The organism is Trichocoleus sp. AS-A1, assembly GCF_039962015.1.
Taxonomy (GTDB): Bacteria; Cyanobacteriota; Cyanobacteriia; order Cyanobacteriales; family FACHB-T130; genus FACHB-T130.
Genome location: NZ_JAMPKG010000004.1, coordinates 21,943 through 35,687, shown reverse-complemented (window position 1 = coordinate 35,687; position 13,745 = coordinate 21,943). Strand labels below are relative to the sequence as shown.

General features: G+C 46.5%; 13 protein-coding genes, 1 tRNA gene and 1 pseudogene. 5 read left to right on the top strand and 10 right to left on the bottom strand.

Annotation, left to right across the window (positions count from 1 at the left end):
- The first annotated feature begins 162 nt into the window (after positions 1–162).
- The 4 genes from NC994_RS04545 to NC994_RS04530 all read left to right on the top strand — a co-directional run bounded on the left by NC994_RS04545 (position 163) and on the right by NC994_RS04530 (position 4,136).
- On the top strand, positions 163–333 hold the full coding sequence (locus NC994_RS04545) for a hypothetical protein (RefSeq protein ID WP_190439665.1): 171 nt from the start codon (positions 163–165) through the stop codon (positions 331–333).
- A 188-nt stretch (positions 334–521) separates the two neighbouring features.
- Complete coding sequence (locus NC994_RS04540; protein ID WP_190439663.1) at positions 522–1,400, top strand: peptidoglycan-binding protein; 879 nt, start codon at positions 522–524, stop codon at positions 1,398–1,400.
- A 62-nt stretch (positions 1,401–1,462) separates the two neighbouring features.
- Complete coding sequence (locus NC994_RS04535) at positions 1,463–2,692, top strand: peptidoglycan-binding protein (RefSeq protein WP_190439659.1); 1,230 nt, start codon at positions 1,463–1,465, stop codon at positions 2,690–2,692.
- A gap of 73 nt (positions 2,693–2,765) precedes the next feature.
- The gene (locus tag NC994_RS04530) at positions 2,766–4,136 is read left to right on the top strand and encodes a peptidoglycan-binding protein (protein WP_190439652.1); all 1,371 of its coding nucleotides are present in this window, start codon (positions 2,766–2,768) and stop codon (positions 4,134–4,136) included.
- 90 nt (positions 4,137–4,226) lie between these two features.
- Here the strand turns inward: NC994_RS04530 and NC994_RS04525 are convergent, their stop codons facing one another.
- From NC994_RS04525 to lipA, 4 genes are all read right to left on the bottom strand, one after another.
- Positions 4,227–4,682 carry a transcriptional repressor gene (locus NC994_RS04525; RefSeq protein ID WP_190412715.1) on the bottom strand — a complete coding sequence of 152 codons (456 nt, stop codon included), beginning with the start codon at positions 4,680–4,682 and terminating at the stop codon, positions 4,227–4,229.
- A 383-nt stretch (positions 4,683–5,065) separates the two neighbouring features.
- A complete protein-coding gene (gene sigC / locus NC994_RS04520; protein ID WP_190439649.1) occupies positions 5,066–6,343 on the bottom strand; it encodes an RNA polymerase sigma factor SigC in 1,278 nt (425 codons plus the stop codon).
- 386 nt (positions 6,344–6,729) lie between these two features.
- A complete protein-coding gene (locus tag NC994_RS04515; RefSeq protein ID WP_190439646.1) occupies positions 6,730–7,713 on the bottom strand; it encodes an NAD(P)H-dependent glycerol-3-phosphate dehydrogenase in 984 nt (327 codons plus the stop codon).
- On the bottom strand, positions 7,706–8,590 hold the full coding sequence (lipA, locus tag NC994_RS04510; protein WP_190439643.1) for a lipoyl synthase: 885 nt from the start codon (positions 8,588–8,590) through the stop codon (positions 7,706–7,708). The genes NC994_RS04515 and lipA overlap by 8 nt, the downstream gene beginning before the upstream one ends.
- A 137-nt stretch (positions 8,591–8,727) precedes the next feature.
- Here lipA and NC994_RS04505 point away from each other — a divergent pair.
- Positions 8,728–8,801, top strand: a tRNA-Pro gene (locus NC994_RS04505).
- A 29-nt stretch (positions 8,802–8,830) separates the two neighbouring features.
- On the opposite strand, the gene NC994_RS04500 is transcribed toward NC994_RS04505, so the two are convergent.
- The 6 genes and pseudogenes from NC994_RS04500 to nirB form a co-directional block, all read right to left on the bottom strand.
- Positions 8,831–9,073: a hypothetical protein gene (locus NC994_RS04500; RefSeq protein WP_190412711.1), complete on the bottom strand. Its 243-nt coding sequence runs from the start codon at positions 9,071–9,073 to the stop codon at positions 8,831–8,833.
- A 112-nt stretch (positions 9,074–9,185) separates the two neighbouring features.
- On the bottom strand, positions 9,186–9,371 hold the full coding sequence (locus NC994_RS04495) for a hypothetical protein (protein WP_190412710.1): 186 nt from the start codon (positions 9,369–9,371) through the stop codon (positions 9,186–9,188).
- Between the two features lie 81 nt (positions 9,372–9,452).
- Positions 9,453–10,022: pseudogene (locus tag NC994_RS04490) on the bottom strand (Uma2 family endonuclease).
- Positions 10,023–10,122: 100 nt separating this feature from the next.
- Entirely contained in the window at positions 10,123–10,485 is a 363-nt protein-coding gene (nirD, locus tag NC994_RS04485; protein WP_190412709.1) for a nitrite reductase small subunit NirD, read from the bottom strand.
- A 66-nt stretch (positions 10,486–10,551) separates the two neighbouring features.
- Positions 10,552–10,977, bottom strand: a complete 426-nt coding sequence (locus NC994_RS04480; RefSeq protein ID WP_190412708.1) for a hypothetical protein — start codon at positions 10,975–10,977, stop codon at positions 10,552–10,554.
- Between the two features lie 44 nt (positions 10,978–11,021).
- Entirely contained in the window at positions 11,022–13,565 is a 2,544-nt protein-coding gene (gene nirB, locus NC994_RS04475) for a nitrite reductase large subunit NirB (protein ID WP_190439640.1), read from the bottom strand.
- Between the last annotated feature and the right edge of the window lie 180 nt (positions 13,566–13,745).

Here is a 13,745-nt window from a genome sequence, read left to right as displayed (position 1 = left end):
AGAGATCCCCTGTTTTTGTAACCTTGGGACGTGTTAAGAAAATTAGCTTAATTTAAATCTTAATTGCAATATTCCAGCAACTTTTCAACCTACTAAAGTCTGGTGGTAGGTTGTAAAACTGTAAGTCACAGCTATTTTTAACTTGGCTGCTGGAGCGCAACAATGTTCAATAAAAACTCTCATCAAGATTTATTAGGATCTGCCGTTATCGCGGCATTGGGTGCTGGTATCGTTACTTCTTTTGCTGTAAGTCAAGGTCAACACCCGCTCGTAGCTTTAGGCATTACTGGTGTAGCGGTGATAGTTGCCTTAATTTTTGATGCCAAGGATTAGTTTAATAGCTGAAAATGTCTAGAGTTTCTCAAAAACAAGACCTAGAAATCATCTAGCTTAAAGTATTCTCTCTGTAGTTAGTAAACAAAAAACGTGAAAATAACGTAAAATAAGCCAAAAATAGCAGTTAAAACTTCTCTGAAAACTTCAGTGAGTGGATTAGCTGCTAAGAGTTTTGCAGGACAAGAATGGAGACGCTTGCCTATCTTTATGTAGCAGTAGCTTACGAGGAAACGACAGATCCTCTGGCTTTTCCAGTTCTAGAAAAGTTAGAACTTTTTAAGGATCTCAATCGGCAAAAGCTTTCTAGCACCGCGACAAGCTATCTGCTATCGCTGGCTCTAAATCTAGCTTTCCTCAGTTTGCTCCACAGTGCTAGCGCAATACAGATAGAGGATAGGGGTGCTGAAGTGACGGCTTTGCAAACAAACTTGATGGCAGCCAACTACTATAAGGGACCTGTCACTGGATACTACGGCAAGTTGACCGAGGCAGCGGTGAGGCGTTTCCAAGCGATCAGTGACTTAGATGCTGACGGCATCGCGGGTTCGGAGACACTAGAAGCATTAAAGCGATATCTGGAGAGCAAAAGCAAGAAAAGTAAAAAGTCGCACAACACTCCGCAGACGAGTGCAATGAACATTGGTAAGCGCGGGTTGCGACTGGGCGATCGCGGTCGGGAAGTCACCGAAGCTCAGCAAAGGCTGAAAGCGGCTGGTTTTGATCCGGGTTCTATTGATGGAAAATTTGGCTGGAAAACAGAGCAAGCTGTGAAGCGCTTTCAAGTGGCGAGGGGTTTAAAGATTGACGGCATTATGGGGCGGGAAACCTGGTTTGCTGCCGGGTATCTTGCGACTTCAAATTCTCCTTACTCGGTGATCGTAATGGCTGAGACTACCGAAACGCTGCGCCAAGTGCGCCAGTATGTGCCGAATGCTTATCTGGATACTTCCAGTAGCGATTCCAATATTCAGGCAGGAGCATTTGCCACTGAGTCTGGGGCAGAACGTCAGTCAGAGATGTTGCGATCGCAAGGACTGAATGCACGAGTGGTATATCGTCGATAGAGAGTGCGATTTGATGCAATCAATCGGCTAGACTGGCGTTAAAATCTATGCTGTAAAAAGTAATGGAAACCCTTGCCTATCTTCATCTAGCCTTAGTCTACGAAACACCTGTACAAGAAGCCGGTGTTTCTCCGGTTGGGGAAAACCAGGAATTTCTGACCGGATTGAATTGGAAAAAACTTTCTAGCCACGCAACGATTCATTTTCTATCGATTGCCGTTGCCTTAGCGATGCTAGGAATCTCTTCTCAGGCGTTAGCACAGAGAACGCTGAAACAAGGCGATCGCGGTTCTGAGGTACGCGCATTACAACAGCAGTTACAGGCACGAGGCTTTAGTGTGCCCGCCACTGGCAATTTTGGCTCGCAAACTAAAAATGCGGTGATTCGATTCCAGCAAGCCAATCGGCTCACACCAGATGGGATTGTGGGTCGAGGAACCAGGGCAGAATTATTTAATCAAGTTAGACCGACTATAAGCCAAAGCTTCAACAATGACCCGTTTACCCTGCCACCTCCGGACAGAACTCTTGACTCGCTTCCGGAAAACCCTACACTGTCTCCTCCCAACACCCCTACACTGAGAGCAGAAAATATCTATCCAGAAGATATCTATTCAGAAAATACCTATTCAGAAAATACCTATTCAGACATTAGGCTTGTCCAAGAACAGTTAGCACAGGCAGGATTCAACCCCGGTCGTATTGATGGAGTATTTGGTCGAAATACGGCGCAAGCTCTCAGGGAGTTTCAGACAACTGTAGGTTTATCCCCCAGCGGTACGATTAATTCAGAAACGCTGCGGGCACTAGACGACTACGTTGCCGGTCGTCCAAGTCAACAACTAAGTGACTACAGCAACCGGAACGACAGGAGTCGTAGAAGTCTCCAACCTGGCGATCGCGGTTCCGAGGTCGAGGATCTCCAACGGCGATTGAGCGAGCAAGGCTTCAACCCTGGTCGCATTGATGGGGTTTATGGTTCCAATACCCAGCGAGCTGTCAGGCAGTTCCAGCAAGCTCGGCGTTTATATCCTGACGGCATTGCAGATGCGCGAACCCTACGGGAATTAGGAATTGATTTTGCCGAGAATCGCTACGTGGTAATCGTACCAGGGAATTACGCAACATTGAATAAAGTTCTCCGCTATGTACCGAATGCGGATCTAGGGCCGAAATCGAAACGAGGTCCCTATGTAAATGCCGGGGCATTTTCCAATCGAAATCTTGCCGAAAGCCGCTCTGAGCTACTGCGATCGCGCGGACTAGATGCACGGGTGGTATATCGCCCCTAGGCACTGGTATGGTATAGCTAGTTGATGAAATTGACCTTCTTAAACTGTCTATCAAGAGTTTGCCAGTAAAATTATGGAAACCCTTGCCTACCTGCATCTTGCCCTAGCCTACGAAGCATCTACGAACAGCGAGTTTCCTATAGTCTGGAATAGCCAAAAAATTTTTGAAGGACTGAACCGCCAAAAGCTGTCTAGTAGAGCGACTTTGTCTCTGCTATCGCTTTTTGTCTCACTAAGCCTTTTAGGAATGTCTCAAGCTTTAGCAATACTTGAGCCAGGAAACACTGGCGCGGAGGTAGCCACTCTCCAGCAGCGCTTACAGCAGCTAGGCTATTTCAAAGCAGGTATCACAGGCAATTTTGGCCCGATTACAACGGAAGCTGTGATCCAATTCCAGAAAGCTAACGGGCTGGAACCGGATGGCATTGTGGGACCGCGAACCGAAGCCGCCTTACAGAAGAAGCGAGGCAAGCCAATCCAGGCGCAGGCCAGCCAATCTCGGCAGGTCAGACAGGTCAGCCGCCCACGTTTCCAGTCTGTCAGGCAACGTCCTCAGCCGGTCAGCAAGGCTTCTCAGGTCAGCCAACGTCCGAGGAGTGGAGTCCTACAGGAAGGAGACAGCGGTCCGGAGGTAGTAGCCCTCCAGCAACGGTTGCAAAAACAGGGCTATTTTCAAGCAAATATCACTGGCTATTATGGCCCGATCACAAAAGCAGCCGTTAACCGATTTCAGCAAGCGGCGGGAATGCCAGTAGATGGCATTGTCGGTTCGGATACCCAGGCAGCTTTGATAGGTGTGGGAGGCGGAGAGGATCGGACTCAGCCTAAAAATATCGCTTCTAGTGGGCAGATCCTACAATTAGGCAGTAACAACCGGGAGGTGGTAGAACTCCAGCGACGGTTGCGGAAACTGGGAATTTTGCAAGGGGCCATGACTGGCTACTTTGATCAAGACACCAAAGATGCCGTAATTCAGTTTCAGAAATCGCAAGGTTTAACAGCTGATGGAATCGCTAGACCCAATACTATATTGGCTCTGAAAAATACAAGCGATCGCTTTAATACAGCTTCTAGCGGACAGCTCCTACAGTTAGGCAGTAACAACCGGGAGGTGGTAGAACTCCAGCGACGGTTGCGGCAGATGGGAATTTTTCAAGGTGCCATGACTGGCTACTTCGATCAAGACACCAAAGACGCCGTGATTCAGTTTCAGAAATCGCAAGGTTTAACAGCTGATGGAATCGCTAGACCCGATACTATATTGGCTCTGGAAAATACAAGCGATCGCTTTAATGTATTGTCTTTACAAAAGCGTCTGAAAGAAAACGGCTTTTATCGCGGACCCTTAAATGGGGTTTTCGAGGCGCAAACCAAAGCAGCAGTTGAAGCTGCCCAACGTGCTTATGGTCTCAGCGCTGATGACATCGTCAAGGGACGTTTTTAAACAAACATAGCAATTAGCGATTAGCTATACTACTAGCTAATCGCTATGGTAGAAGTGGTGCATCCCGCCCTAACCCTACTCGATCGCTTTTTAAATGGGTAGTAACGCCCGCTGGCAAGTTGGACAGATAGCGTGAATCGTCATCTGACAGTCAAGCAGGTGGTACCCTTCTTTTCTGGCTGTTCTGGTGCCGGTTTTTAAAATCGAGTCATTTTTGAATTCAATCGTCTTGTTACACCGAACACAGATCAAATGGTGATGGTGATGAGGATAAGGTTGATTGAGTTCGTAATGCTTATGTCCTTCTGCCAGTTCAAGTTCGCGCAAAATGCCCAGCCGAGCCATCAACTTTAAGGTTCGGTAAATGGTGGATAAGCTTATGTCCTCACCTTCACTGTGCAACAACTCGTGGAGGTCTTCAGCACTAAGATGCTGACCTCTGGGAAGATGTTGAAAGACATTCAGGATGGTTTCCCGTTGGGGAGTTAAACGCCAGCCCCGCTCGTTCAGTTCAGCCTTGAGTGAGGTTGCTGTGTAGAAAGACATGTTGACCTTCTCAAGAAAGTAGCCCTATTGAGAAGAATAGCGAATTCCTAGAATATTTGCAACAATCGAAGCTTATTGAGAATAATGTCTAATAAGAAACAAGGCTAAGAGATAGGGAAAGCAATAGGAAAAAGGAAACAAGATAAGTAAAGAATTATATCTTTTACTTTTTTCTTTTTTCCTTTTGACCGCTGCTGTGCGTGTCAGTTGTTAGTTGTAGGATCTAGTTTTATGCCTTGTCCCTGCTGGGTGCAGTATTTACCGCTTTTTACCACTGCTTGCCGCTCCCTGACTTTCTATATTTGAAATCACAAAACCCTCCTTAAAAAGGGGGGTTTTGAGAAATTAGTATTGGGCAGTTGTGAAAATGAAATTACTATTTCTTAGCCCAAGGACTCCAGATAGTCGCGTACACGGTTGCGGCGCTTGGGTTGCCGCAACTTTTGTAAAGCTTTGGCTTCAATTTGACGAACTCGTTCTCTAGATAAATCCAGAGCGCGACCAATTTCTGCCAAGGAGTAAGGATGACCATCTCCTAAGCCAAACCGCATCCGAATCACATCTCGCTCGCGGCTGGTGAGATCGGCAAGCAGCTGCTGCAAATCTCGGTGTAAAGCTTCTCGCATTAACACTTCTTCGGGAGATATGCTGTCTGTTTCCAGCAAGTCTCCTAGTTCCGTGTCTTTCTCTTTTCCTACTTTAATTTCTAAAGAGACAGAGCGAGGCACCCGGAGTAAAACTTCCCGTACCTGCTCCGGTGTCATTTCTAACTCAACGCCGATATCCTCAATACTTGCCGTGCGACCTTTTTCTTGAGAAATTTTGCGCTGAGCTTTCTTAATTTTGTTGAGCTTTTCGGTGATGTGAACCGGCAGGCGGATAGTACGACTTTGAGTTGCGATCGCTCTGGTAATTCCTTGGCGAATCCACCAGTAAGCATAGGTGCTAAACCGATAACCTTTGGTCGGATCGAACTTCTCAACCGCCCGTTCTAGCCCAAGGGTTCCTTCCTGGACTAAATCCAACAATTCCAGTCCGCGATTTTGATACTTCTTCGCCACAGAAACCACTAGACGCAGGTTGGCCTTGATCATGTGTTCTTTGGCGCGAATGCCAGTGGCCTGAATCCGCTCTAGCTCTTCAACTGCCAGACCTGCTACTTCTGCCCAGCGACGCTTCCCAGCAGCTAATGTAGGCTTCAGGTTGCTCAGCTCAATACCCGCTTCCGTCGCCCACCGTTCCAAAGAAGGACGGTGCCCCAACTGAGATGCTAGACGATCGTGTACTTCAATCAGATGCACATACGGCTGAATCACTGGATCTGCCTGGTTGGCAGTATCATTTCTCAGCTCCAGCAACCGCATATGACGCTGGACTTTTTGAGCTTCCGAGACTTCCTCATCTCGCCCTAGTAACCGAACCCGGCCAATTTCCTGAAGATATAACCGAACCAGATCGGTAGTACGACGGCTGGCAGTTGCCCGTAGAGATGCCTCGCCGAGTCGCCCGTACTCTGCATCTAGACCTTCCATCTCAGGGCTATCGAGATCATCCACCGGGGGTCGAGCATCGTCGTTCAACACGGCAGACCCAAAGTTGTAATCTGGCAACTCGGAGTCAAATTCTGTATCTGTCTCTGCATAAAAAGGAGTGGCTGGCATAGGGATCTCTCAATTGCGTCCGGAATAGTCTTTCAATTAATCACTTCACTACTTATTGCTAGAATTCCCACCCTCCAGGACGAAACAGCTAATGCTTACCTTTCTGTTACTTTCTGTTACATTTAGCTGCATGACACTTACTGAATTCATCGATATCGATGGTTATGCAGGTAGGGACGACGTGACATTCAGAAAAACCTGTCTCTAGTAGGATTCAGATTTCTATCTTTGGGTAGTATAGGCAGCGCTCAATCTTAGAGTAGTGATTTGGGTCAAAGGCCAAGTTAATCTACATCACCAATTGAAGGATTTCCTGAAAAATCCCTAGGGTTAAGAAAGAATATTGGCTCAAAGAGTTCCCTATAGATGGTTTTAAGGGCTAAAACCTAGCTATACTCAGGTTTGCTGTCTCTTAGCATGAGTGCTTCAACTGCTGCGAGTGGGGTAACTTCCCCTTTGAGCAAGCGATAGACTTGGTAAGAAATCGGAACTGAAATTTCTTCTCGATCCGCTCGTTGAATCAGCACGGAAGCGGTGTTGACCCCTTCAGCGGTTCCTTCCAGCTCGGTTAAAACTTCGGAGAGTGTCTTACCTTGAGCCAACCTGTAACCAACCTGATAATTGCGACTGAGACTGCTGTTGCAGGTGGCGAGTAAGTCACCAAGTCCTGACAATCCATAAAACGTTTCAGGTTGTGCCCCCCAGCAGTTGCCGATGCGGATGATTTCAGTAAGACCACGGGTTAACAAAGCGGCTTTGGCATTCGTTCCCAATTGCAACCCATCACAAGTACCGGCAGCGATCGCCATCACGTTTTTTAGCGTTCCACCGAGTTCCACTCCCAAAGGATCAGCATTGGTATAAACCCGAAAACTGGGGGACGAAAACACCGCTTGCACCGACGAGGCAGCGGCAGCATCCCGGCTGGCTACCACCGTAGCAGCTGGCAATCCTTGTTGAATTTCTTTAGCAAGATTTGGCCCCGATAGAACGACCACTGGGCGAGTCGGAAATGCCGCCTGCCAAATCTGCGAAGGGGTGCAGGTGGTAACGGGATCTAATCCTTTGGTAGCAGTAACGAAAATTGGCTTAGAAGAGACAGCTTTTTTTACATTCGCCGCAACCTCGCCGACACCTTTCATCGAGATGGCGGATAAAACAATTTCAGCATTCTCTAGAACCGCCTCTAAGCATAGGGAAGACTGACGCGACCACACACGGACGTGATGACCGTTCTGAGATGCGAGAGAGGCAAGGGTCGTACCCCAAGCGCCCGATCCAAGAATCGCTATCGTGAGTTTTGAGTTTTGACCTTTCGCTTCCCTCAAGGGAATGATTTTGATTGAGTTAGAGGAATTCTGGTCACTCATAACTCTTGAATCGAGGATAGCGTTCCATCAATTCCCGCACCTGTTCGGCATGATAAGAACTCCGAGTCAGGGGAGAGGAGACGATTTGCAGGAAACCCAGCGACTCGCCAAACTGTCTCCAAGCATCAAACTGAGCAGGTGTGACAAAGCTATCGACTTTCAAATGTTTTTGGGAGGGTTGGAGATATTGCCCAATCGTCAAAATATCGCAATCGACATCTCGTAAATCTTGCATTACCTGCCGGATTTCGGCGTCAGTTTCTCCCAGCCCTACCATCAAACCAGATTTTGTGTAGACCCAAGGGGCTAACTCGCGGGTTCGATGTAGTAGTTCGAGCGATCGCTGATAATTTCCTTGAGGACGCACCCGCCGGTAAAGACTGGGAACCGTTTCTGTATTGTGGTTTAGCACTTCTGGAGCTGCCTGGAGGATCGTTTCGAGTGCCTTCCAGTTGCCGCACAAGTCAGGAATCAATACCTCAATTGTCGTCTTCGGTGAGATGGCGCGAACCGCTTGAATGCAGCGCACAAACTGAGACGCACCGCCATCCGGCAAATCATCCCGGTTCACTGAGGTAATTACGACATGATTCAGTCGGAGCCGTCTAACTGCCTCCGCCAAGTTTTCTGGTTCCGTGGGATCAAGCGCTTTGGGCTTCTTCTCAAAGTCGATATCGCAATAGGGACAAGCCCGCGTGCAGGCTGGCCCCATAATTAAAAATGTCGCTGTACCGGCTTGGAAACACTCGCCAATGTTGGGGCAAGAGGCTTCCTCACAAACAGTATTCAGCCCCAAATCCCGCAGAATTTCTTTAACACTACCGACCCGCTCCCCCTGAGGCGCTTTGACGCGCAACCAATCTGGTTTAACAGCCACAACCCGCTTTTTCCACTTTCAGTCATACAGAGTTTATCGTAGCAAGCAACGGACTCAGTGAATTAATTTCTGGTGGAGTGGGTTGGTGATTTGGGATTTGGCGTGATATTGTGGATCTAGTTTGTCACTTATGACAACGGGATGTAGCGCAGCTTGGTAGCGCACCTCGTTCGGGACGAGGGGGTCGCAGGTTCAAATCCTGTCATCCCGATTTTGATTTTTTGAATGACACTTGCGATGTCATCCTGAAGTGCGTCCAATAATTCTCATTTGACGATCGACAACGTTACCCCTAGACTCCTCAACAGAGGTATCGGGAACAAGTTCATCAACGTTGTCATAATCATGAGTTGCGTCATTTAGATCCGATTCCTCAGAATAATCGGCGCGTGCGGTATCGGGGCCAGCATCAGGGGTGAGAAACCCACTGCCAGTGTTGTCAGCGCCTACGGCATCAACGTGCTTCGGTTGATTTGAAAACATTGTTTTTCCTCCGGTTATAAGGCACAAATAAGATTTCATAACTACAGATTTTTTCTGTTAGTTATGCCATAAGTGTTGAAATTTTATTGCAGCTCTACATCAGTCTGAAGACTTAGTCCGAGTTGAGTGCGATCGCACTTTGCTGATGGAGTGAGATGGGGTGCGATCGCATCTTGACCCCGTTGTCAGCCAGTAATTTTGCTCTGGCTAGATGTATTTTTTTAGGGGTGGGTGGGGACACTGAATGAGGGAAGCGATCGCGCCTTGAGCGTTGCGCTTCACTCCACTCAGGATGCAAAATAACAACTTATTAGACTTTTAAAACAGCTTCTAAAAGTAAGCACAGCTAGTGGAGATCGCCTTTTTCCCTACCACTTTCCTACACAAAAAACCGAGCCACAGTGCAGGTAAAATCTGGCAATAGAGGTGAACTTAACTCATCATTATTTAGTAGCGTTGCTATCAATTTTAGCGTCGCATTTTCGCGGTGGTAGATTTCAACTTGTTGCAAGCGCCAATCAGCAATCCAATACTCTTGGACTCCCCGTGATGCGTAAAGTTTGAGTTTAGGTTCTCTATCTTGGCGTTCATTCTCTATACCAGGTGATAACACTTCCACCACTAATTCTGGTGCGCCTGTTAGATGTCCCGCCTCGTCTAGCAATACAGCTAATCTTCCGTTACTAGCCCACACTACATCTGGTATGACGTTATCTGATTCGCTGAATAGCACACCCGGAGTGATGCTGGCTTGCCCTAAACCACTAAAAACAGACCAAGCATCGACTTCTCAACAGATGTTGAAGCAGGTGCGTTGATGCTTCCAGTGGGGCGCTCTGGTCATAAACAACTCTCCATCAATAATCTCATAGCGCGTGCCTTCGTTTTCAGGTAAGAGGTTGATATCTGTAGTAGCCCAACGCACTCCATTAGTTACCGTAGGCTGCATAGGAGAACTCCTTTTCATTAGCTGTATATATAGTAGTATCCCTATTAAAGAACCCGGTTTCTCTTCTGAAACCGGGTTCTTTGATGAAATGTAGCAGTAGTTATTCGCTAATAGCTACCTGCACTTTATCTTCCACCACTCTTACAGGAAAAGTAGGAACGCTTACGGTTTCATCGTCTAAGCATTCTCCGGTGAGCAAGTTAAAATTTTGCTTGTAGATAGGGGATGCAACTTTGGGAATGCCATTGCGATCGCCTAAAATTCCCCGCGATAGGACAAAGGCTTTACTAAAGGGATCGTAATTGCCTAGCGCAAATACATCAGTTTCTTGTCCCACACGGAAAATTGCCACCTGTTGATCTTCAACTAAAGCGCAAACTCCAGTGTTGGGCGCGATCGCTGACAGCGGACAAATATCAACCCATGTAGAAATTGTCTGACGAATCGGTAATGCTTGAACCATTTTCTTTTCCTATTGATTAACGGATTGGTGTAGCCTAGCTTGAAAAATTCAACACATTGCAGCAAGTCAAACTAACTCAAAAACTCGCTCTTTGGTTATTTGAACCGTACTGCATAGTTCGCTTAACACAGGTTCCAAATACAGCACGGCTGCAATGTTATTTCTGCCTGATTCCTGCTGCTTACGCCTAATTTCTTCTAGGTCAACGGAATGTTTCTTGACACGAAACATTCCTATATACTTCCACCTAGCTCGATGTAGCTTGAGGAACACTGGAATAGCACCTCCTTGTTGGCAGAGTATCTCAGCTTTCTGTTTTACTTTTGGTGAATCTTCTACCAAAACTTCATCAGGAGCTTTTGAGTCCAGGGTAGGCTTAAAACATCCACACACAATCTTTCCAGCACGCTGAGGAAGATAAGTTTGGAGTTCTCCACCCAATGCAGAATGAATTTGATAGCGTGTGTATGTTTTTCCTACTTGAAATAACATCAGTTTTTTTAAACTGTAGGTAATGCACCAGAGCAACAGTCAGCTTATTCGGAAATACCAACTAAAACCTTCTCGTGGTCATAAGCTGGACGTTTTTGCCCCCGTTCCTCTACATGAACTAAACCAGGATCGGGTTGGTCAGAATTGACAAAGTGACGGAATCGCTTCACTTTTTCTGGATCTTCAATTGTGGCTTTCCACTCACACTGATAGGTATTGACAAGATGCTGCATTTCTGATTCTAATTCAGCACAAATGCCCAGAGAATCTTCAATAACTACCTGCTTCAGGTACTCGATGCCTCCTTCCAGCTTATTGAACCAAGTTGCAGTGCGTTCTAGTCGATTCGCGGTGCGAATATAGAACATCAAGAACCGATCCAAATATTTAATCAGCGTTTCCTTGTCAATATCTGTTGCTAACAAAACTGCGTGTTGTGGCTTCATTCCACCATTGCCACATACATACAAATTCCAGCCATTTTCGGTAGCAATGATCCCAAAATCCTTGCTTTGAGCTTCAGCACACTCGCGGGTACAACCGGATACTGCTGATTTTAATTTGTGGGGCGCTCGCAAGCCTCGATATCGCAGTTCGATTTCAATCGCCAAACTGGTTGAATCCTGCACCCCAAAGCGGCACCAGGTGCTACCTACACAAGATTTGACCGTGCGGAGTGCCTTCCCATAAGCGTGTCCCGATTCAAATCCAGCATCTATCAGTCGCTGCCAAATTTGGGGTAATTGATCTACCCGCGCACCTAATAAATCGATCCGTTGTCCACCTGTAATTTTGGTATAAAGACCAAAATCTTTAGCAACTTCTCCCAACACAATCAGCTGATCTGGTGTTAGTTCACCACCGGGAACTCTGGGGATTACTGAATAAGTTCCATCCTTCTGAATGTTTGCCAGGTAATAATCATTGGTATCCTGCAACCCCACATGCGGCATTTCTAAAATATACTCGTTCCACGTTGAAGCGAGAATAGAAGCTACAGCAGGCTTACAAATTTCACACCCCTTCCCTTTTCCATGTTTTTGAATTAAATCTTCAAAAGTCAGGATTTTTTGAGAACGCACCAAGTGATAAAGTTCCTGACGGGAATAGGCGAAGTGTTCGCAGAGATGATTTTTTACTTCTATCCCTGCTTTCTTCATCTCAGCTTTGAGAATATCTGTTACCAGTGGTACGCAACCGCCGCAACCTGTGCCGGCTTGAGTGCATTTCTTTACACTGGCAATATCAGTGAGTTGCCCTTCTTGGATGGCACTACAAATTTGCTCTTTGCTAACATTATTGCAAGAGCAAATTTGGGCAGTATCTGGTAAACTCTCCACACCCATACCGACTGTAACAGACTTGCCTTCGCGGGGTGGCATCAGCAAATCTTCTGGATGAGGCGGGAGCGCGATCGCATTCTGCACAAATTGCAGCAGCGTACCGTAAGCTGCTGCATCTCCTACCAGAATTCCACCTAAAAGATGGCTACCATCTTCATTTAAAACCAGTTTTTTGTAAACACCCTGGATGGTATCAGTAACGGCAATTTCTTTAGCGCCGGGAGATTTGGCAAAGGCATCCCCGAAACTGGCAACATCCACTCCCAACAGTTTGAGCTTGGTGGACATATCCGCGCCAGTAAAGCTGCTCGTCCCTGTTTTGCTCAGGATATCTGCCGCTACGCTTGCCATTGTATAGCCAGGAGCGACTAAGCCGTAGATACGATTTTGATAGAGGGCGCATTCTCCAATGGCATAAATATTTGGATCTGAAGTTTGGCAAGAATCGTTGATAACGATCCCGCCGCGATCGCCTACTGCTAATCCACATCCTCTCGCGATTTCATCGCGAGGGCGGATTCCCGCAGAAAAGACAATCATATCTGTCTCTAACTCTTCACCATCAGCAAAGGTCATTTTAGTAACCTTGCCATCAATGCTGACAATTTCCGTTGTAGATTTACTGGTATGAATTGAAACCCCAAGTTCTTCTATCTTGTTGCGAAGGATGCTGCCACCGACATCATCAATTTGTAGTGGCATTAATCTGGGTGCGAACTCAACAACATGGGTTTTTAAACCCATATTTTTGAGAGCGTTCGCACATTCCAAACCTAATAATCCACCCCCAACGACGACACCAGTTTGGCAATTTTTCGCATAGGATGACATTGCCTCAAGGTTATCTATTGTCCGGTAGACAAAATTACCTTTCGCATCATTCCCTTTAATTGGCGGTACAAAAGGATAGGAGCCTGTTGCTAGAACAATTTTGTCATAGGCGATTGTTATACCATTCGCTGATGTAACTGTTTTTTCTTCCCGGTTAATCGCAACTGCCTTATCACCGATATGAATCTCAACTCCATTTTCTTGGTACAAACCTGGTTGAACTAATGATAAATCTGCCGCAGTTTTGCCCGAAAAGAAGCTACTCAAATTAACCCGATCGTAAGCAACACGCGGCTCTTCGCAAAATGCGATCAAGTTCCATTCCTGCGCCGCTCCCTTGGCGATTATCAGTTCTAGAAACTTGTGTCCTACCATACCGTTGCCAATAACAATAAGATTCTTTTTGCCGGTCATGCAGTTTTATAACGCCTATTTTTACAATCTTCTTAATTAGTCGTATAAAAAATTTCAAAGTAAGTTTGTAAAAATTGTTACACTAAACTGTTTGGCTATGCAGTGTGCGAATGATCCCGATTGTGTTTTTGCATGAGGAGGAAAAACTTTATACCAATGTGGGTCAACTGAGCAGCGATA

Excerpts from the sequence above, each read along its gene's own strand:
- NC994_RS04545 (WP_190439665.1), top strand. The coding sequence starts at position 163 with ATGTTCAATAAAAACTCTCATCAAGATTTATTAGGATCTGCCGTTATC.
- NC994_RS04540 (WP_190439663.1), top strand. The coding sequence starts at position 522 with ATGGAGACGCTTGCCTATCTTTATGTAGCAGTAGCTTACGAGGAAACG.
- NC994_RS04535 (WP_190439659.1), top strand. The coding sequence starts at position 1,463 with ATGGAAACCCTTGCCTATCTTCATCTAGCCTTAGTCTACGAAACACCT.
- NC994_RS04530 (WP_190439652.1), top strand. The coding sequence starts at position 2,766 with ATGGAAACCCTTGCCTACCTGCATCTTGCCCTAGCCTACGAAGCATCT.
- NC994_RS04525 (WP_190412715.1), bottom strand. The coding sequence starts at position 4,682 with ATGTCTTTCTACACAGCAACCTCACTCAAGGCTGAACTGAACGAGCGG.
- sigC (WP_190439649.1), bottom strand. The coding sequence starts at position 6,343 with ATGCCAGCCACTCCTTTTTATGCAGAGACAGATACAGAATTTGACTCC.
- NC994_RS04515 (WP_190439646.1), bottom strand. The coding sequence starts at position 7,713 with ATGAGTGACCAGAATTCCTCTAACTCAATCAAAATCATTCCCTTGAGG.
- NC994_RS04500 (WP_190412711.1), bottom strand. The coding sequence starts at position 9,073 with ATGTTTTCAAATCAACCGAAGCACGTTGATGCCGTAGGCGCTGACAAC.
- nirD (WP_190412709.1), bottom strand. The coding sequence starts at position 10,485 with ATGGTTCAAGCATTACCGATTCGTCAGACAATTTCTACATGGGTTGAT.
- NC994_RS04480 (WP_190412708.1), bottom strand. The coding sequence starts at position 10,977 with ATGTTATTTCAAGTAGGAAAAACATACACACGCTATCAAATTCATTCT.
- nirB (WP_190439640.1), bottom strand. The coding sequence starts at position 13,565 with ATGACCGGCAAAAAGAATCTTATTGTTATTGGCAACGGTATGGTAGGA.